Here is an 18764-nt window from a genome sequence, read left to right on the forward strand (position 1 = left end):
GTGCCGTCGAACACCGAAACCGATACGCCACTGCTGCGGGTGAGAGACCTTCAGGTCCAGTTCGAGACCCGGGCCGAATCCGTCCGTGCGGTCGACGGCATCTCCTTCACCGTCGAGGCCGGCCGCACCCTGGGGCTGGTCGGGGAATCAGGGTCCGGCAAATCGGTCACCTCCATGGCCGTCATGGGCCTGCTCCGGCGAGCCCGGGTCAGCGGCTCGATCGCCCTGGCCGGACGAGAGCTGCTGTCCCTGACCGACCAGCAGCTCAGCCGGCTGCGCGGTCGGCGCATGGCGATGGTCTTCCAGGACCCGCTGTCCGCGCTGCATCCTGCCTATACGGTCGGCGAGCAGATAGCCGAAGCCCGCCGCCGCCATTTCGGCGCCGGTCGCCGGGCGGCCCGCCGGCATGCCGTGGACATGCTCGGCGAAGTCGGCATCCCCGAACCCGCCCGAAGGGCGGGGGAGTACCCGCACCAGTTCTCCGGCGGCATGAGGCAGCGAGCCGTGATCGCCATGGCGCTGTCCTGCGAACCCGACCTGCTCATCGCTGACGAGCCCACCACAGCCCTCGACGTCACCGTCCAGGCGCAGATCCTGGAACTGATCGCCCGGCTGCAGCAGCAGCGGCAACTGGGCGTCTTGATGATCACTCACGATCTGGGCGTGGTGGCCCGCGTCGCTCACGATGTGCTCGTCATGTACGGCGGGCGTGCCGCCGAACAGGCGCCCGTGGATGATCTGTTCCGGCAGCCCGCTCATCCCTACACCCGGGGGCTGCTCGACTCCATACCGCGGCTCGATGACCCGGACGACGCACCCTTGCGAACGATCGCCGGCAGTCCGCCCTCACTCGCCTCACCGATACCCGGGTGTCCCTTTGCACCGCGCTGTTCCCGTGCGGCCGAAGCGGAGGAGGCCATCCGCGCTCGTTGCACGGATGAGCAGCCCAGGCCGTCTTATTACGCTCCAGGACGACTCGTCGCCTGCCACCTGCCCCTCGGTATCCCCGAACACGGCACGTCCCGTACCGACATACAACACCCGGCTGAGGAGGCGCGGTGAGCCTTTCGAACGCCCCCGCTCCCACCCCGCTCACCGACAGCAAACTGCTCTCTGTGCGCGACCTGACGAAGACGTTCCCTGGACGGCGCCGCCTGGGCCGTCCTGCCAGCCGTGTGCGAGCGGTGGACGGGGTCGCTTTCGACCTGGCAGCAGGGGAAACCCTGGGACTGGTCGGCGAGTCCGGATGCGGCAAGTCCACCACCGGGCGAATGCTCGTCAGGCTCTTGGAACCAACGGCCGGCACGGTGGCTTTCGACAACCAGGACATCACCCACCTGTCGCAGCGTCAGTTGAGGCCGACACGGCGACACCTGCAAATGATCTTCCAGGATCCGTACGCGTCCCTCAACCCGCGGCAGACCGTCAGTCGCATCCTGTCCGAACCGCTCCTGATCCAGGGCAAATCCGCGCGAGCTGCACGCCATAGGGCCGTAGAGCTGTTGGAACTGGTCGGGCTCAACCCGGAGCATCTGGACCGTCATCCATACCAGTTCTCCGGTGGCCAGGCCCAGCGCATCGGCATCGCTCGCGCGCTTGCCACAGGCCCCCGACTCATCGTGGCCGACGAGCCTGTATCCGCTCTCGACGTGTCCGTGCAGGCCCAGATCGTCAACCTCCTGGAGCGCCTGCAGCACGAGCTCGGCCTCGCTCTTCTTTTCATCGCCCATGACCTGTCGGTCGTCAAGCGGATATGCGACCGGGTGGCGGTGATGTATCTCGGCCGCATAGTCGAGATCGGCGACAAGCGCGACGTATACGACGCACCAGCTCACCCCTACACCCAGGCTCTGCTCTCCGCCGTCCCGCTTCCCGACCCAGCCGCCGAGCGCCGACGTGAGCGAATCGTCCTTCTCGGTGATCCCCCGAGTCCGGCCGCGCCGCCCAGCGGTTGCTCCTTTCATCCGCGATGCCCTAAAGCCCAGGACATCTGCCGCAGCCAGCGGCCCGCACTGGCCCGTGTGGGACGTGAAGGCCGTCAGGCCGCCTGTCACTTCCCTACTGACCACTGACTGAGTAACGGGATTCTTCAGGGATCGGGCTGCGACGAGGCCGGCATCCGGTAAGGCCGGATGCCGGCCTCGTCGTGCCCGCCAAGCCAGTCGCAGTTTATGGCCCATCGCCTGCTCTTGTTATGGCAGTTGGCGGGTGTGGATGCGCTGCACCGCTTCCCTGGGACATGTCACCTGTGCAATGGTACATGGCACCCAGTCGTGGTCATGTCAATCACGGCCTTGTCCCGCCCTATTGCGGCGTGACCCCGCGAAACGCGGCCTCCACCTATCCCCCATAGACCACGCCTGGCGTGGTCCAACCCCCTCGTGGGAGGCGTAGTGAGAATGTCACTCGTCCGGCGAAGTCTCGGCGCGGCACTGCCGCTGGCCCTGACTCTCACCATGGGCGCCGGTCTGCTGACCCAGCCGGCCAGCGCCCAGACCCGAGCCCCCGGGTCCGCGGCACGCGTTGCGGTCGGAGGAGAGAAGCACTCCGGTCCGGCGCCTGCGGCGCACTCCGCCGCGGCGGAGACCGAACACGTCGCCAAGGGGCGCCTGAAGGTATCTGAACTCCCACCGCTCGCGGCGAGCAAGGATGCCCTCAAGGAGTCCTACGACCAGTCCGAGAAGCCCCCGCTGCGGCCATCCGTCGCCAAGAACACGGCCGGCAAGAAGTCCGCCGCCGCAGCAGCCGTCTGCAACGTCTCCGACTTTACGAGCCGTTCAGGCAGCGCGCTGGTACAGCAGATCAAGACGTCCACGACGGACTGCGTCAACACGCTGTTCAACCTGACCGGCAGCGACGCCTCCGCCGCCTTTCGCGAAGCGCAGATGACCACGGTCGCCTACGCCCTGCGTGATGGCTCCGCGTCCTACCCCGGCAACTCCAGCACCGGCATGCCGCAGCTCGTGCTCTACCTGCGAGCCGGCTACTACGTGCACTACTACAACGCCAGCACGGTGGGCGCCTACGGCAGCGCTCTGCAAACCGCGATCCGCTCCGCTCTGGACGCCTTCTTCGCCAGCGCCCACTCCCGTGACGTCACGGACGCCAACGGCGAGACCCTCTCCGAGGCCGTCACTCTGATCGACAGCGCTGAGGAGAACGCCCGCTACATCTACGTCCTGAAGCGGATACTGGCGGACTACAGCTCCTCCTGGAACACCTCCTGGTGGATGCTCAACGCGGCCAACAACGTCTACACCGTCACCTTCCGCGGCCACCAGGTGCCCGCGTTCGTGACCGCCGTGCAGTCCGACACCAGCCTGATCGACGCGCTGTACAACTTCGCCTCCAGCCACGTCTCACTGCTGGGCACGAACCAGGCCTACCTCACCTCCAACGCCGGAAGGGAGCTCGGCAGGTTCCTGCAGCACTCCACGCTGCAGACCAAGGTCCGGCCCCTGGCAGCAGGCCTGCTCAACTCGAGCTCGATCAAGGGCACCACTGCCCCGCTCTGGGTCGGCGTGGCCGAGATGACCGACTACTACGACAAGGCCAACTGCTCCTACTACGGCACGTGCAACCTGTCGTCGCAACTGGCGAGCTCGGTGCTGACGGTGACCTACGCGTGCAGCTCCAGCATCACCATCAAGGCTCAGCAGATGACCTCCGGTGAGCTCTCCTCGAGCTGTGCCAGCCTGCGCAACCAGGATGCCTACTTCCACAGCGTCGTGCGCGACAACGGGCCGGTCGCCAACGACTACAACAGCACCATCGAGGTCGTCGTCTTCGACTCCAGCACCGACTACCAGACCTACGCCGGTGCCATGTACGGGATCGACACCAACAACGGCGGCATGTACCTCGAGGGGAACCCGGCGGCAGCCGGCAACCAGCCCCGGTTCATCGCCTACGAAGCCGAGTGGCTGCGCCCGGACTTCCAGATCTGGAACCTCAACCACGAGTACACGCACTACCTCGACGGCCGCTACGACATGTACGGCGACTTCAGCGCCGGCACCACCACCCCGACCATCTGGTGGATCGAGGGCTTCGCCGAGTACGTCTCCTACACCTACCGTGGCGTCCCCTACACCGAGGCCATGACCGAGGCAGGCCGGCGCACCTACGCCCTGAGCACCCTGTTCGACACCACGTACAGCAACGACACCACGCGCATCTACCGCTGGGGCTACCTCGCCACCCGGTACATGCTCGAGAACCACCGCGCCGAGATGGACACGGTGCTGGGCTACTACCGGTCCGGCAACTGGAACGCCGCCCGCACCTACCTGACCAGCAGCATCGGGACCCGCTACAACAACGACTGGTACACCTGGCTGGCGGGCTGTGCCGCGGGTAACTGCGGAGGCGGCACCAACCCGCCCGGCAACCAGGCGCCCACCGCCGCCTTCACCACCTCAGTTCAGGGCCTGCAGGTCACCTTCACCGACCAGTCCACGGACGCCGACGGCACCATCGCCTCCAGGTCCTGGAACTTCGGTGACGGCACCACCTCCACCGCCGCCAACCCCAGCAAGACCTACAGCGCCGCCGGGACATACACGGTGAAGCTCACCGTCACCGACGACAAGGGAGCCACCTCCACCGCCACGAGGACCGTCACCGTCGGCAGCGGCGGGGGCACCGTCACCGAGTGCACCGGTACCGACACCCGGGAGCTGGGCCAGAACTGCCAGCGCAGCAATCAGGCCGCCACCACGGGCAACTACGCCTACCTCTACCTGTACGTCCCGGCTGGCACTACGCAGCTGAAGATCACCACTGCCGGGGGCACCGGTGACGCCGACCTGTACTACAGCAGCAGCGGCTGGGCCACCACCACCAGCTACACGCAGCGTGCCACGGGGACTGGCAACAGCCACACCCTGACCATCACCAACCCTCCGGCCGGCGCCAACTACATCAGCCTGTACGCCGTCAGCGGCTTCAGCGGCGTCACCGTCAGCACCAGCTACTGACAGACCAGCACTACATCGACGCACAGAACGGCCCGGGGCGGCTCCCCCCGCCCCGGGCAACGTCCGGGGCGGGGGAAGAGGTCGGCCCCTGCCCTGGACTGCCCGACCCGTCCGGCCTACCGCTCACACAGAGTCCCCCCACCCCGGAGGTAAGGCATGAAGACGTTACTGGCAAGCAAAGGACGACGCCTCCTGTGGCCCGCCCTCGCGTCTCTCACTGTCACCTGCGCACTCACCTCGCCCGCTGTCGGCAGCAGCGACCAGAACACCCCACAGCTCAGTACCTCGCAACGAGCCGCCGCCACGCAACTCGCTGCGGACCACCACGTCTCGGCCCAGGAAGCGCAGCAGCGCGTACTCCGCCAGGACCGCCTCACTGACGTCGCCACTTCGCTGCGCGGACGTCTGGGCTCCCGCTTCGGTGGCGCCTGGATTGACCAGGAGCATGGCGGTCGGCTCACGGTCGCCGTCACCCAGTCGACAACCGCGCCGCTCGTGAAGGACCGGGCGACGCAGATGCAGGCGCCCGACACAGCAACCGTCGTCGTCGGCCACAGCCTGCAGGAGCTGGACCGCATATCGGCCCGGCTCGCCCAACGCATCGCGGCAGCGAACAAGGGAGCCGCCCATGGGCTGCAGTCCGCGGTCGTCGTCCAGGACAACAAGGTGCGCCTGGACCTGCCCCGAGGTGCAGCACTGAGCAAGGCCCAGCGCTCAGTGGTGCAGTGGGCGCAGCGAACCTTCGGGGACGCCCTCACCGTCAGCACCTACGCGCACGCTTCCAAGCCCTTCTACTGCGGCGGCCAGTACTCCTGCGACCCCCCGCTGCGCTCAGGCCTGGCCATCTACGGCGCCAACATCCGCTGCTCCAGTGCATTCATGGCGTACAGCGGCAGCAGGTACTACATGATGACCGCCGGCCACTGCGCGGAAGACAGCGCGTACTGGCAGGTCCCCACATACAGCTACGGCTACCAGACAGTGGGCAGCGTGGTCGACTACACCTTCGGCTACTACGGCGACTCCGCCATCGTCAGTATCGACGACCCCAGCTTCTGGCAGCCCCGCGGTTGGGTCTACCCGTCGACGCGTATCACCAGCTGGGACTACGACTACGTCGGTCAGTACGTCTGCAAGGAGGGCTCCACGACCGGGTACACCTGCGGGCAGGTCACCGAGACCAACGCAACCGTCTCCTACCCCAACCGCACCCTCACCGGCATGACATGGAGCACCGCATGTGATGGCCCTGGTGACAGCGGCAGCGGCGTCTACAACGGCTCGACCGCCCACGGCATTCTCAGCGGCGGCCCCTCCAGCGGGTGCGGCATGATCCACGAGCCGATCAGCCGCGCTCTTTCGGACCGAGGGGTCACGCTGCTGGCCGGCTGAACGCGCCGAGCGCCTGGGGAGAGCGCCGGTGCCTGAGGCCCGGGACCTGCGCGAGCAGGTCCCGGGCCGATGCCGCTTGCCGTCCCGGGTGACCGCACACAGGACAGTGCACAGCAGGAGGAGACGACGCAAGTGCAGAGCAGTGCCGAATATAAGCGGGTGCAAATTCGCGTCAAGCGGGTCGGCCCTCGTACGACGCATGTATCCGTTCCGACGTTCGCCGAGGGACACATACTCGTCCCGGTCCACACCCACGGCGTGATGGCGGCCACGGGCCTGGACCAGGAGCAACTGGCAGGTGCCGCGCTCACGGCACTGGTGAACGTCACTGCTACATCGGAAACCACTGTCGACCCGCACAGCTGGCGGGCTCGCACCCGGGAGGAGCTAGAGCCAGCCAGTCCTGGCCCACTACCCCCGTCCGCATGGCCGTGGTGGGAATGAGTTGCCCAGAGCAGGAGGAGCGCGAGACTGATCGCCACTTCGTAGGAGTGGCGGTCTTGTCATATCTGGTGGCGATGCCCCGAAAGCCTTCGAACTGGTGAAGCAGCGTTCGACGATGCTGCGGTGGCGGTTAGAAGTGCCGGTCGAATGTCGGTAACCGACCACCGTGACGGCCGCGATCGCACGGTCAGGTTGGCGGCATAGCCGGCCTGGGCCGGTCCGAGGAAGTAAGTCGAATCCTGTCCAGCAGGACCTATGCGCAGATGCTGGCGTGACGCTGTCCTGCCATGATCAGGAGGGCGAGAGGGCGGCCCTTGCCGTCGCAGGCGAGGTGGATCTTGGCTATCAGTCCGCCTCGGGATCGGCCGAGGGCGTGATCGTCCTGTTCGTCCGGCCGGTGCTTCCCCCATTTCGGCCGGTGGCGGCGGCGTGCTGGTGGGCGCGGACGATGGTGGAGTCGATTTGCACGAGCCAGTCGATGTCACCTGCCGCGTCTGCCCGGGCCTGGATCTGCTGCAGAGCCCGGGTGGGCACGCCGTCCAGGGCGTAGCGCCGGAAGCGGATGGAGACCGCTGCCGCGGCCCGTAGCGTTCGGGCAGGTCACGCCAGGTGATACCGGCCTGGATCTTGACGATCATCCCGTTGATAACCTGCTGGCCTGCCACCACGGGCTGGCCCGTCTCGGCGCGGTATCAGCGGAGCGAGCAATTCCCAATCCAAAGCCGGTCAGTTCGTGACCGCATATCATCCCACCCTCGAAGCGCAATACAGTGCCATGGTCACTGACAACGGCCCTGTCCAGCGTCCTGGGCGGCAGCGCACGGCTACTGGGCGTGGGCTGCCATGGCGAGGGTCATGTGGCGGTGCCAGCCGGGATAACGGCGGACCTGGTAGTCGTCCAGGCCACACTCCTGCTTCGCGGTCTAGAAGCAATCCTCCACCGCCCAGCGGCTGCCCGCGATGCGGATCAGCTCGTCCAGTGTGGTGTCGGGGCAGTAGGCGATGTAGTAGGAGATCACCTCGGACCGGCTGACGTTGCGGCTGGCACCACCACGTCACCCTCGTCTCCGCCGCCCACCCCTTCTGCACCCTGCAACGACTGGCCCACCACCCAAAAGCCGCGGTGCAGGTCTGGGCCTCTACCAGTTAGTCCGCGAACTCCAGATACTCCTCACCACCTGGAACGGTGCCTGCCCCACCTGCCACCGCGACATACCCACTCATATACGAACCTGACCAAGCCCTACTAGAGCGGAGCGCTACAGGGGACGACGTCCGGTGACGGCACCGCCCGAGGTCGTCGAGCAGGGCGGTGCGGACAGTGACACGTTTACCGACCGGCTCCATCTGCACCTCGAAGCCCTGAGCGACCGCCATCACGATCTCCAGCCCATGCTGGCCCACCCGGTCGGCGTCCGCGGCACGGGCCACCGGCAGCACCGGCGCGGAGTCCCACACCACGATCTCGACCAGGTCGCCGACGATCCGCACATCCATCAGCACCAGGCCCGGCGCGTACTTCCGGGCGTTGGTGACCAGCTCGCTGACCACCACCAGTGAACGCCCCCGATCTGACGCCAGACTGGGCGACCGAGCCGAAGTGGGACGGCACCGACATGACCGCTGCGTTCCCGAGAGCTGCACTGCGGCCGCCACACAGCTGCCGCCAGGCACCGGTCTCGACGGCGAGCTGGTGGTGTGGCAGCACGACCAACTCGTCTTCGAGCGGCTTCAACACCGCCTCGCCCGGCGCGCAGCAGCGCAATTCAGAGGGCTGGGCCGGCGTACTCCGTGATATCTCAACAAGCCCCTTCCGCGCGTCAAAAGCAATGGCACTCCCGTCAGGGCAGTTTGGTTTACGGCCAGTTGCCCTCCACGACCTCTCAGCAGGTAGATGACCCATCCAACCGCCAGCGTTCCCGGGATGTTTCGTGCCGTCGGAATCATGGTCGCTGCACGCCCCGTACTGAATCGAGCAGTTCAAGGGCGCGCGGCGAACGATGTCCGTATGCGGCAGTAAGAACGATGACGCCGATGGCACCGATCACAGTAGGCTGGACGGCGGCCGGCAGGTTCAGAAAGCCGATCCCAACGACCGCGGCCGCAAACCCCGTGACAGAACCGAGAAGACGGAGCCACTCACGACTATGCACTGGCGTGAGACCGTTGAACGCATGATCTTCCAGAAGAGCTCCCCACCGGTCACGTGAAGCCTGTTCGCAGATTTGGTGCGCTAGCAAGCCGATTTCGGACGCGCCAGCCTCTTGATCAACGTCTAGTCGCCGAGTTGCTTCGTGAAGCGCGGCTGCTACCAGTCGTGCATGCAGTTTCAGATGCCGACGGCGAACGGACCGGGGGGAACTCAGGCTCCTATTTGTCGAGTTCACAAGAATCGCCCGCGCGAGCCATAGAGCCGACTTCTCTATTGCCCGCACAAGTGCACGCTGTTGCACATAGGATGCTCGCTGCATACGAGAACACAGAATCACGACGGTCGCAGATCGGAAAGCAATTACGCCTCGCGATCCACCTCGGCGCTGTTGGTATTTAAATGAATCAGGAGTCCGGACCCGGCCGTGATATAACCCAAAGCCCTGCAGTCGCAGCGATTGGGCCAAGCACCCTTTCAGCAGGATTTCTGCCAAACCAGTCACTCGACAATATCCGAGTGGGATCAGACGTGAAAATATAGAAGTACCACTTCTCAAAGTGTTCCCATAGCTGAGAACTCAAACTGTAAACCAGCACCAGCCCTATCCGCCAGTCTATATTGTTACCAAGGGCACGAATATGCTGCTTCGCGCCGCGCATGATCTCCGCTCTGGCACGCATGGAGAGAGGCGCAGACGTCGTTGGTATGCCGGATATGAGCCCACGGATTTGTGAACTATATTCGCGCTCTGTCGTTCCGATAGCTTCGAAAATCAACGAATTCCCCTTACTGGGTGCGTAGCGTGCGGGCGTTGGCCTGGGCGTGCTCGCGCAGTGGTGGGTGCTGCTTGTTCCAGGAGGCCGCTACATAGTTGCGGAGGGGGGCGGCGGCCCGCTCCGCGTTGCCTGAATCGCTGACGAGCAGTTTGTCGGCGGTGAGGGCGAGACCAGGGCTGGGCAGACATGTCCTCGTGAGCGAGGGCGTTGCTGGGGATCGACTTCCAGGACCCGGAGGCGACATCTCCGGTTGCGCGACTGGATGTTAATGGTGTCCTCGCTCGGCGAGTCCGCATGGGCGGTGGCGAAGCCGGGGTGGGTGAGGACCGCCTCGGTGAGGACCGGTTCGGGCAGCAGGGCGTCTTCGGTCGGCTCCGCGTCCGTGAAGCGAAGCGTGTAGTTGATGCCGGCCTTGGTGCTGAACCGCACCATGTCGCCGTCGGGATCGGCGTCGACAGCGCCCAGGTGCGGCGCAGCGCCTCGGCGACGCGGGCGGGGTCGTGGTCCGCGTCGAGCAGCGGGCTCTTGTCACGGGCGATGGAAAGGCATTCGCCGGTCGCACTCTTCACTCCTATTCAGTAATCCAGATCGAGATAGTCGATGTTGTTGGTCTCCCCTTCCGACAGTCCCATAGCACGCCCGCCGCCGTCCTGGAAATGTACGTCCTTGAGTCCTTCGGCGATGATTTGGCGCATTTGCTAGTCACTGGCCCCTTGTTGCGGGCGTGGAAGTGGCACTGGGCGTCAGTCCGGGGAGAAGAGAGGCAACTGATCGGGAGCTCGCCCTCAACCTCGGCAACCCGAAGCGGGGTATCGTCCACTTCCAGGAAGCCTCCACCGTCCACACCAGCCAGGAGGCCTACAACAGCTACGCGTTCCCCGGCGGCCACGCCATCTACCTGGCCCGGCTCGCCGGAGCCCATCTCGACCTTGGGGATGTCGACTCCGCTGCAGCACGGCCGGCTCGCGTTCGGGCGGCTCCAGCAGCGCCTCGCCCGGCACGGGCGCAGCGCGGTTCAGGGGGCGGGCCGGTGGCCAACGCACTCCGTGGCCGTCGACGTGATCCACGCAGACGCGGCCGGCCTGACCGGCTGGCCGTACGAGCAGCGGCGCACGGCGCTCAAAGCCCAGTTCACCGGCCACCGGTCGGAGGCACCGCTGACGCTGTGCCCGTCGACCACCGATCGCACCGTGGCCCGGGGGTGGCTGGAGTGGACGGCGGCCGGGCTGGAGGCCTGTGCTCCAAGCGACTGGACGAGCCCTAGATCGGGGGCGCCCGAGCCTGGCACAAGTACACGGTGCCACCACCCACCGGGGCCATCATCGGTGCAGTCACCGACCCCCCGCAGGCGCCCAGGACGGTGCTGGTGGGCCGCTACGACGCCGTGCGGCGTCTCCGGTATGCCGGGCGCAGCACCACCCTGTCCGCATGTCTCGGGCGTGCCCTTGGCGACGTCCTGGTCCGGCCGTCGCGCGTGCATCCGTGGGAGGGATAAACTTTTCAGCGGGCTGGGGAACACAGCGCACGCTGGAAGTGGTCTTGGTGGAGCCTGCAGTGGTGCGGGAGGTGGCCGTCGACGTTGCCCGGGACACTGCTGCAAGGTTCCGCCGCCCTGCCCGCTCGCACTGCATCCGCACGGACATCGATATCGCGCAGGTGCCGAAGGTCGATGAGCCCGGGGCCGCTTCCGCCAAGCCGTAACCCCTGCGCTGAGGGAGTGATGGGCCGAGCACGGGTGCGCATCCGAACCCCCGCAGATACGTGAGTGAGCCCCGGCCTCCCCGGTGCCGGGGCTCACGGCGTTCTCGGCGCCGTTGCGCCCAGACGGACCTGTGGCAGCGGCCGTGGGGGCTGAAGAACTGGCCGGGCTTTGTCTTTACGATGGGCGCCGATGTGATCACGGGGAGGTTTGATGCGGCATCAAGGCTGCGGCCAAGAGCAGCACTTAGAGGGCATCTGATCAGTGAGCCTCTTTCATCCGAATAGTTACAGTTCAGTAGGGTGTGGACGGCTTGGATGATGGTGCCGATGCGGCGGGTGGAGCATCGGGCTCGGCGGAGGATTTGCCAGGACTTGAGCTGTGCGAAGGCGCGTTCACCAGGAGCTCTCAGCCGTGCGTGGTCGCGGTTGAACTGCTGGTAGTGCTCGGGTTGTTCGCGGTGGTTCTTGTACGGAGTGCGGACGGTGGCGCCGGCGTCCTGGTAGGCGCGGTCGGCCAGGACGAGGATCTGCCGTGTCAGGCAGGCTTGGATGATGCCGTGGGCCCGAGCCGCGGTCAGATCATGGGTGCCGCCAGGCGTTGCGCGGGAGAACCACAGGGGTGTGCCGTCAGGGCGGGCGATGACCTGCACGTTCATGCCATGCCGGCGGTACTTCATCGAGTAGTACGGCTCGTCCGCACGGATGCGGTCGATGGAGGTCAAGGTGCCGTCAACGATGACGTGGTCGCCTTCACCGAGGCCGGTGAGGGCTTCGTAGAGGCTGGGCGCCCAGCCGGCCAGGACGTCCAGTGTCTCGTCGACATAACGCCAGACGGTGGCCTGGGATATCCCGAAACTGGCTCCGAGCTGCGAGAACGTCTCGTTCTTCCGCAGATGGACCAGCGTGAGCAGAGCCTGCTTGAAGCGGCCGAGCTTACGCCATCGGGTGTTGTGAGCTCGATGGCGCTCGTGAAGCAGCCAGGCAACGTGCTCAACCACCTCGTGCGGGACGTCAAGCGTGGCAGGATACGGAACCACCAGGGCCCCTTCGGTCGCCAACGTGTTGAGTGAGATCACCACGCCAACGACCAGGGGCCCTGCCTCGTCACCACACCCGCTGACCAGCCCATTTCACCCTCCAGCACAGGATGAAAGAGGCTCAGTGTTCACGCGGATATGATCAGGATGTCCGTTTCGATTTGCCAGGTTGGTGCGGATTTCCCGGTCAGTTCGCGGGACATCTGTTAGCCATGGCCCAGTGGATCATCGTCCGGGATCTCTGCGGGAGGGCTTTGTAGTCCCGCGCCAGCCGGCGGTGCTGCATCAGCCAGCCGAAGGTCCGCTCGATCACCCATCTCTTCGGCAGCGGCTCGAATCTCCTGGCCCGCGGCTGCTGTACCACCTCGACGTCGATGCCCAGACCGGCGCCGTGGTTGAAGATGCTGTTCTGGGAACCCGTTTCGCCCCAGACCTTGGACACGCTGGGATGTGTCGCGGCCAGGTCGTCGAGCAGGGGCTTGCCGCCGGTGGTGTCGTGCACGTTCGAGGCGGTCACCAGGACAGCCAAGACCATGCCGAGGGTGTCCGTGATCAGGTGCCGCTTGCGTCCTTTGATCTTCTTGTCGGCATTAATGCCCTGGCTCGTCTCCGCTACGTTTGTCGAGGTCTTCACGCTCTGCGCATCGACCACGGCCGCGGTCGGCTCCGCACGGCCGCCGTGGAGCTGGCGGGTCTTGTCGCGTAAGAGGTCGTGGACCTGGGGGTGCCGTCGGTTTCCCGCTTCGCGTAGTAGTCGTAGACGGTCTTGTAGGGCGGGAAGTCGTGCGGCAGGTACTCCCACGGGATGCCAGTGCGGTTGACGTAGAGGATCGCGTTGACACTCTCTCGCAGTTCGTGCACCCGGGCTGCCATTCCGGGGCCGGTCCGTCTCGCCCGCCAGTCGTTGAAGACCGGTTCAATCAAGGTCAGCGGGCGTCAGACACGTCACTTCGGTACGGACTACGAACACTCACGCCTCATCCAACGACCGCCAACGACGCCAGTCACAAAACCATCCCAGAACACCAATTACTCAGATCAGATGCCCTCTTAGTGGCCCTAACAAAGCCTTTGGACGTGTCGGTGGGTGATCAGGCAGACGGCAAGGCCGAGGAAGGCCTCGTGGATGTCGTCGCGTCGTTCCCAGCGGATGCGCAGGCGGCGGAAGCCGTGCAGCCAGGAGATGGTCCGCTCGACGACCCACCGGAAGGTCCCAAGGCCGGTGCCGTGAGGCTGGCCTCGTTCGGCGATCACTGGCCGGATGCCCCGCTTGCGAAGGAGCCAGCGGTACTTGTCGTGGTCGTAGCCGCGGTCGGCGAAGAGCATGTCCGGGCGGCGTCGGGGCCGGCCGACGACTCCCGCGACCGCTGGGATCTTGTCAAGCAGCGGAAGGAGCTGGGTGACGTCGTTGCGGTTGCCGCCGGTCAGCGACACCGCGAGCGGGATGCCCTGGCCGTCGGTGAGGATGTGGTGCTTGCTGCCCGGCCGTGCGCGGTCGACCGGGCTGGGTCCGCTTTTGGGCCTCGCCGAGCCGCTCTGACATGCGAGGAGTCGATCACCGCCCGCGACCAGTCCAGCTGGTTCTTCGACCGCAGCTTGTTCAGCAGCAGCTGGTGCAGCTGGTCCCAGACGCCGGCCTCGTTCCAGGCCGCCAGACGCCGCCAGCACGTCATGCCCGAGCCGAAGCCCAGCTCCTGGGGCAAGTACTCCCACTGAATGCCGGTGTGCAGGACGAACAGGATGCCGCACAGGGCCTGCCGGTCAGGCACCCGCGGCCGTCCCTCAACCTGCTTCGGCGGCGGCTCGGGCAGCAACGGCTCGATCAGCGACCACAGTTCGTCCGACACGATCCACGGCCGCGACTGACGCTTCCCCATGCCCGCATCAACGAACGATCAAGCCGACAGTCACATGATCACGCGCTTTTGTTAGAGCCAGTTAGCCTGCAACCACTCCGGCAGGCGGCTGGCCAGCACGCTGTTCTATCTGAGGGCGAATCGTCGGTGCGGTTGTCCCTCGCCCGCCCTCAGATGATCATCCCGTTTCCGGCTTACAGCCGGGAGCCGGCTCTTGGTCCTGGTGCCCCTGGTCCTCGTCTTGGCGATGGCTGTTGGCGGGCCAGAGTCCGAACGGGCCGGGCCGGCGCGCCGACCTAAGCGGCAGCACCCTAGAGCCGGTGATGATCACGGATCACGGTCGCTGCTCTGCATCGGTTAGAGGGGTCTCGTCAGGCACAGCACGCAGCAGGAAGCCGGTCATGGCAAGGAGCGCCTCCGCCTCCAAAACGAGGAGCTTGCCCGCCCCGTCGAACCGCGACCTCGAGCCGGATACCCGGTTCGAGACCGCCCAGATGTAACGCAGCTACTTGGCTTACGGTCGACCAAGACAATAGACCGGATGCCGTCGACGTGTACTTCCTGCATGGCTGCACCCAAATTGGTCTGACCGAGGCCCTGATTCTGCCGGGCCGGCCGTTGCGGTGCTGATGCTTCGCCTTGGGAATCCTTGCGGCCAGCGCTACGCTGATCTGTCGGCGCCTGACCACACCTGAATCGTCCGTCACCCGCCGGCAGTCATAGCTTGCGCAGGTCGTACACCGCGCGTATCAGTGCGCCGAGCGCCGCTACAGTCCGATCCTCGTCCAGACCCTCGTCGATGACCTCCAGCGCAGCAGCAGCCGGCACCCGCACCGAAGCCGGCAAACCCTCGTAGGCAGCCGCCCGGTACGCCAGAGCACGATGAGCCGCCTGCTCCGCCTCACTCACCCCGCCAGGTGTCAGCGGGAACATCACCGCCTTATAGACCATGATCAGCACGAGGGACAAATCAGCCTGCTCCTCCGCCAAGCCCTTGGCCTCAGCAGTCAACAAAGGCTCCTGCAGCCTCTCTTGCGTCGACTCCGGCAGGTGAGGGCGGTAGAAGAAGCGGCACATCTCCGCGACCGCAACCGCCGCACCAGCCCCCATGACCAGTCCCCACCACCCGCCCAGCACGAACCCCGCACACGCGCCGAAGCCCGCCCAGCAGGCTTCAATGCCCATGAGCGTCAACTGCAGGCGAGTAACGAGCCCAGAAGACATGCCAGAAGTATGCCTACGCCCCCTGCCAGCGCCGAGCAGAGGAGCAGCCGGGCGCCGTGAGCAGCCAGCCGGGCACCCACCTGCGATCGCTCGAGACGATCCCAGCGCCTAGCCGGGGCAGTGCTCACTTGGCCGACTCGAACCAGCCGCCCGACCGGTCAGATAAGCCCGTAACCCTTAGACGCCATTTCAGTTGGCGTGATCTTGCGGCAGTCTGGGGCGATGACTGCTGCGCTTGTCGAGCGGATGGCACCGGAAGACCTGTGGACGTTGTTCCAGCGGGTGGTGCCGTCGGCCCCGGTCCGCCCCCAGGGTGGAGGGCACCGGCGGCGAGGGGACCGCGAGGTGCTGGCTGCCATCGTCTTCGTGGCCACCTCAGGCTGCACCTGGAACCAACTGCCGCCAGGCTTCGGGCTGTCGGGCGTGACGGCCTTCCGCCGGTTCACCGAGTGGACCGAGGCCAGGGTGTGGGCCAAGCTTCACCGCCTGATCCTGGATGAACTCGGTGCCCGAGGTGAGCTGGATTGGTCGCGGTGCGCGATCGACTCGGTAAGCGTCCGGGCCCTCAAAGGGGGCAGCTGACGGGACCGAATCCGACCGACCGTGGCAAGAAGGGATCGAAAATCCACCTCGTCGTCGACCGCCATGGCCTGCCTCTGTCGATCGGCATCTCCGCCGCCAACCTCCACGACAGCCAGGCACTCATCCCGCTGGTCCGCGGCATCCCACCCATCCGCTCACGTCGCGGCCCGCGACGCCGACGGCCCGCCAAGCTGCACGGTGACAAGGGATACGACTACCGCCACCTGCGGCGATGGCTCGCCTCCCGCGGCATCCGGCACCGCCTTGCCCGCAAGGGCATCGAGTCCTCCCGGCGGCTGGGCCGGCACCGCTGGGTGGTGGAGCGGACCGTGTCCTGGCTGTCAGGCTGCCGCCGCCTGCACCGCCGCTACGAGCGCAAGCCGGAACATTTCCTTGCCTTCACAGCCATCGCCGCGACTCTCATATGTCACCGCCGACTGGCCAAGTGAAATGACGTCTTACTGATCTTTTCGTAAGTTCGGTGGGTGTGGTGGGTGGATGGCCAGGCCGGTGTGGGCGAGGAATGACCATGGAAGTTGGGGGTTGGTGTTGATGCGGTGGATGCCTTGTTCGGTGGCGTCGGCGACATCGGCGAGGTGGTCGCCGGCGAGGTTGGCGAGTTCACGCTTCTTGAGCGAGGACCACAGCAGTTCCACCGGGTTCAGCTCGGGAGCGTAGGCGGGTAATCGCTCCAGAGTCAGCCAGTCCTGCTCGGCGACCCAGGCCCGCATCGTCCGGCTCCAGTGGGCGGGCAGGCCGTCCCAGACCAACACCACGTTCTCGCCGCGGTAGAACACCTTCACCTGCTCGAGGACTTCGATGAGGGCGGCGGTGTCGTAGCTGCCGGGCTTGAGATGGAAGCACAGGCGGGCCCCGCGTTCGGGGTCGGTGGAGTGGTAGCCCAGGGCCCCGGCCATCGACGCCCGCTTCCAGTTCAGGCGGTGCCGCAGCAGCGGAGTCCGCCCTCGGGGTGCGTAGGTGCGGCGGATCTGAGGCAGCAGGGAGACACCTGATTCGTCGAGGAACACGATCCAGGCACGTGTGTTCACGGCCCCTTTTTGATGCGCGGCCACTCGTGCGCGATCCAGCGGGCGATCTCGGACTCGTCCCGTTCGACCGCCCGCCGCTCGGGCCGTTGCAGGCTCCACCCGAGCCGGCCGGTCAGCAGCCGCCATACCGATGCCCTCGACAACGCCACCCCCGTTGTCTTCTCCACGACGGTACCGACTCGCTCCAGGGTCCACAGATCAGCCTCGAAACCATGAGCCTGGGCGCCCTGCTCCAGCGCGGCCCGCACCCGCTCGACCTGGGCGTCGTCCAGCTTGGGTGGACGCCCGGTGGCTGACCGTCTCCGCAGGCCCGGGGCACCGTCTTGCTCCCACACCCGACGCCAACGCCGCACACTCTCGGCACACACCCCCACCGCCCGCGCAATCTCCGCATTCGAGGCGCCCTCCTCGAGCAACTCGACCGCCCGAACACGACGCGCCTCCGCCAACTGAGGCCGTGACAAAGGAGGAAGAGACGAGCCGGCAGCCGAAGATGAGGGTTGATAAGCCACCCCGAAAGCCTCCCACTCGCAGGGCCACCACACCCACCGAACTTACGAAAAGATCAGTAGGTGCTGCTTCTCGGATCTCCCTCCGTGGGTGGGATGTTGGGGGCAGGCTGAGGGCATGGGACGTGGGGACCTGACGAATGCGGAGTGGGAGCGGCTGGAGTCGTTCTTACCTCGCGGTGGTGCACGCGGGGGCCGGGGGAGTGATCACCGACGGGTGATCAACGGAGTGCTCTACCGGGTCCGCACGGGGGTGCAGTGGCGGGATCTCCCAGAGCGGTTCGGGCCGTGGGAGACCGTCTATAAACGTCATCGCCGCTGGTCGGCGGACGGGACCTGGCAGACGCTCCTGTCGAAGATGCAGGCTGCGGAGGACGCCGCAGGCCGGATCGACTGGGACGTGTCCGTGGACTCCACCGCGGTCCGTGCCCACCAGCACGCCGCCGGCGCGCGCACGACACCTCCCGCCGTAAATCCTCAAAAGGGGGTCCGCCCGCGGACGAACCAGGTCGATCCGGTACTTCGGAAACTGGCCCTCCGGCTGGAGGAGGTCCTCAAGTCCGCGAGTGCCTGGGACGCTCCCGCGGCGGCTTCACCACCAAAATCCACCTCGCAGCCGACGGACGATGCCGGCCCCTCGCCCTGCTCCTGACACCCGGACACTACGGAGACGGCCCCCAACTCCGCCCCGTCCTGGAACAGGTCTCGGTGCCCCGCATCGGAGTGAGCCGGCCTCGCACCCGGCCCGACCACGTGCTGGCCGACAAGGCCTACACGTCCCGCGAAAACCGCCGCTACCTGCGACGACGAGGCATCTCCCACACCATCCCCGAACGGCCCGACCAGCAAAGACACCACCACAATCGCGGTTCCCTCGGCGGCCGGCCCACCGGCTTCGACCGCGAACGCTACAAGAAGCGCAACACCGTCGAACGGGCTATCAACCGGCTGAAAGGCTTCCGGGTCGTCGCCACACGCTACGAGAAGCGGGCTTACATCTACCTCGGCACCGTCACTCTCGCAGCACTCATCGTCTGGCTCCGAACGTGATCCGAGAAACAGC

General features: G+C 66.2%; 9 protein-coding genes and 7 pseudogenes. 6 read left to right on the forward strand and 10 right to left on the reverse strand.

Features of this window, described 5'->3' with window-relative positions; all coding sequences use genetic code 11:
* The 4 genes from E4U91_RS36155 to E4U91_RS36170 all read left to right on the forward strand — a co-directional run bounded on the left by E4U91_RS36155 (position 1) and on the right by E4U91_RS36170 (position 6371).
* Positions 1 to 1062 carry an ABC transporter ATP-binding protein gene (locus tag E4U91_RS36155; RefSeq protein ID WP_137311284.1) on the forward strand — a complete coding sequence of 354 codons (1062 nt, stop codon included), beginning with the start codon at positions 1 to 3 and terminating at the stop codon, positions 1060 to 1062.
* Positions 1059 to 2072 carry an ABC transporter ATP-binding protein gene (locus E4U91_RS36160; protein WP_137311285.1) on the forward strand — a complete coding sequence of 338 codons (1014 nt, stop codon included), beginning with the start codon at positions 1059 to 1061 and terminating at the stop codon, positions 2070 to 2072. Before E4U91_RS36155 ends, E4U91_RS36160 begins: the two co-directional genes overlap by 4 nt.
* 327 nt (positions 2073 to 2399) lie before the next feature.
* On the forward strand, positions 2400 to 4979 hold the full coding sequence (locus E4U91_RS36165; RefSeq protein ID WP_174867970.1) for a collagenase: 2580 nt from the start codon (positions 2400 to 2402) through the stop codon (positions 4977 to 4979).
* A 516-nt stretch (positions 4980 to 5495) separates the two neighbouring features.
* On the forward strand, positions 5496 to 6371 hold the full coding sequence (locus tag E4U91_RS36170; RefSeq protein ID WP_277755378.1) for a S1 family peptidase: 876 nt from the start codon (positions 5496 to 5498) through the stop codon (positions 6369 to 6371).
* A gap of 449 nt (positions 6372 to 6820) precedes the next feature.
* Here the strand turns inward: E4U91_RS36170 and E4U91_RS39995 are convergent.
* The 8 genes and pseudogenes from E4U91_RS39995 to E4U91_RS36225 all read right to left on the reverse strand — a co-directional run.
* Positions 6821 to 7535: pseudogene (locus tag E4U91_RS39995) on the reverse strand (IS5 family transposase); the annotation flags it as partial.
* Positions 7536 to 7639: 104 nt separating this feature from the next.
* A pseudogene (locus E4U91_RS36180) lies at positions 7640 to 7861 on the reverse strand (IS701 family transposase); the annotation flags it as partial.
* A 250-nt stretch (positions 7862 to 8111) separates the two neighbouring features.
* Positions 8112 to 8489 (reverse strand): annotated as a pseudogene (locus E4U91_RS36190) (ATP-binding protein); the annotation flags it as partial.
* 1829 nt (positions 8490 to 10318) lie between these two features.
* Positions 10319 to 10441, reverse strand: a pseudogene (locus E4U91_RS40000) (telomere-protecting terminal protein Tpg); the annotation flags it as partial.
* A 1281-nt stretch (positions 10442 to 11722) separates the two neighbouring features.
* A pseudogene (locus tag E4U91_RS36210) lies at positions 11723 to 12523 on the reverse strand (transposase family protein); the annotation flags it as partial.
* A gap of 86 nt (positions 12524 to 12609) precedes the next feature.
* Positions 12610 to 13455 (reverse strand): annotated as a pseudogene (locus tag E4U91_RS36215) (IS5 family transposase).
* Between the two features lie 85 nt (positions 13456 to 13540).
* Positions 13541 to 14358: pseudogene (locus E4U91_RS36220) on the reverse strand (IS5 family transposase).
* Positions 14359 to 15054: 696 nt separating this feature from the next.
* Positions 15055 to 15561, reverse strand: coding sequence for a hypothetical protein (locus E4U91_RS36225; protein ID WP_137311290.1), 507 nt, complete (start codon positions 15559 to 15561; stop codon positions 15055 to 15057).
* A gap of 222 nt (positions 15562 to 15783) precedes the next feature.
* On the opposite strand from E4U91_RS36225, the gene E4U91_RS36230 reads away from it, so the two are divergent.
* Positions 15784 to 16592 (forward strand): IS5 family transposase gene (locus E4U91_RS36230; RefSeq protein ID WP_206666943.1). Its coding sequence is split into 2 segments (ribosomal slippage): positions 15784 to 16131 and positions 16134 to 16592, totalling 807 coding nucleotides; the frame shifts between segments, so codons are not numbered across the junction.
* A gap of 9 nt (positions 16593 to 16601) precedes the next feature.
* Here E4U91_RS36230 and E4U91_RS36235 read toward each other — a convergent pair.
* Together E4U91_RS36235 and E4U91_RS38345 are read right to left on the reverse strand one after the other, a co-directional pair.
* Entirely contained in the window at positions 16602 to 17192 is a 591-nt protein-coding gene (locus E4U91_RS36235) for a transposase (RefSeq protein ID WP_137304610.1), read from the reverse strand.
* Positions 17189 to 17737, reverse strand: a complete 549-nt coding sequence (locus tag E4U91_RS38345) for a winged helix-turn-helix domain-containing protein (protein ID WP_137304609.1) — start codon at positions 17735 to 17737, stop codon at positions 17189 to 17191. The genes E4U91_RS36235 and E4U91_RS38345 overlap by 4 nt, the downstream gene beginning before the upstream one ends.
* An 82-nt stretch (positions 17738 to 17819) precedes the next feature.
* On the opposite strand from E4U91_RS38345, the gene E4U91_RS36245 reads away from it, so the two are divergent.
* A protein-coding gene (locus E4U91_RS36245; protein WP_422070951.1) for an IS5 family transposase occupies positions 17820 to 18751 on the forward strand; the annotation gives its coding sequence in 2 pieces (ribosomal slippage) (positions 17820 to 18212 and positions 18215 to 18751; 930 coding nt in all).
* The last annotated feature ends 13 nt before the right edge of the window (positions 18752 to 18764 follow it).

The sequence above is a fragment of the Streptomyces lasalocidi genome, from assembly GCF_005280215.1.
GTDB lineage: Bacteria > Actinomycetota > Actinomycetes > Streptomycetales > Streptomycetaceae > Streptomyces > Streptomyces longwoodensis.

Bases quoted from the DNA above. Each gene is read 5' to 3' on its own strand.
- E4U91_RS36165 (WP_174867970.1), top strand. From the start codon at position 2,400: ATGTCACTCGTCCGGCGAAGTCTCGGCGCGGCACTGCCGCTGGCCCTG.
- E4U91_RS36170 (WP_277755378.1), top strand. From the start codon at position 5,496: ATGCAGGCGCCCGACACAGCAACCGTCGTCGTCGGCCACAGCCTGCAG.
- E4U91_RS36225 (WP_137311290.1), bottom strand. From the start codon at position 15,561: ATGTCTTCTGGGCTCGTTACTCGCCTGCAGTTGACGCTCATGGGCATT.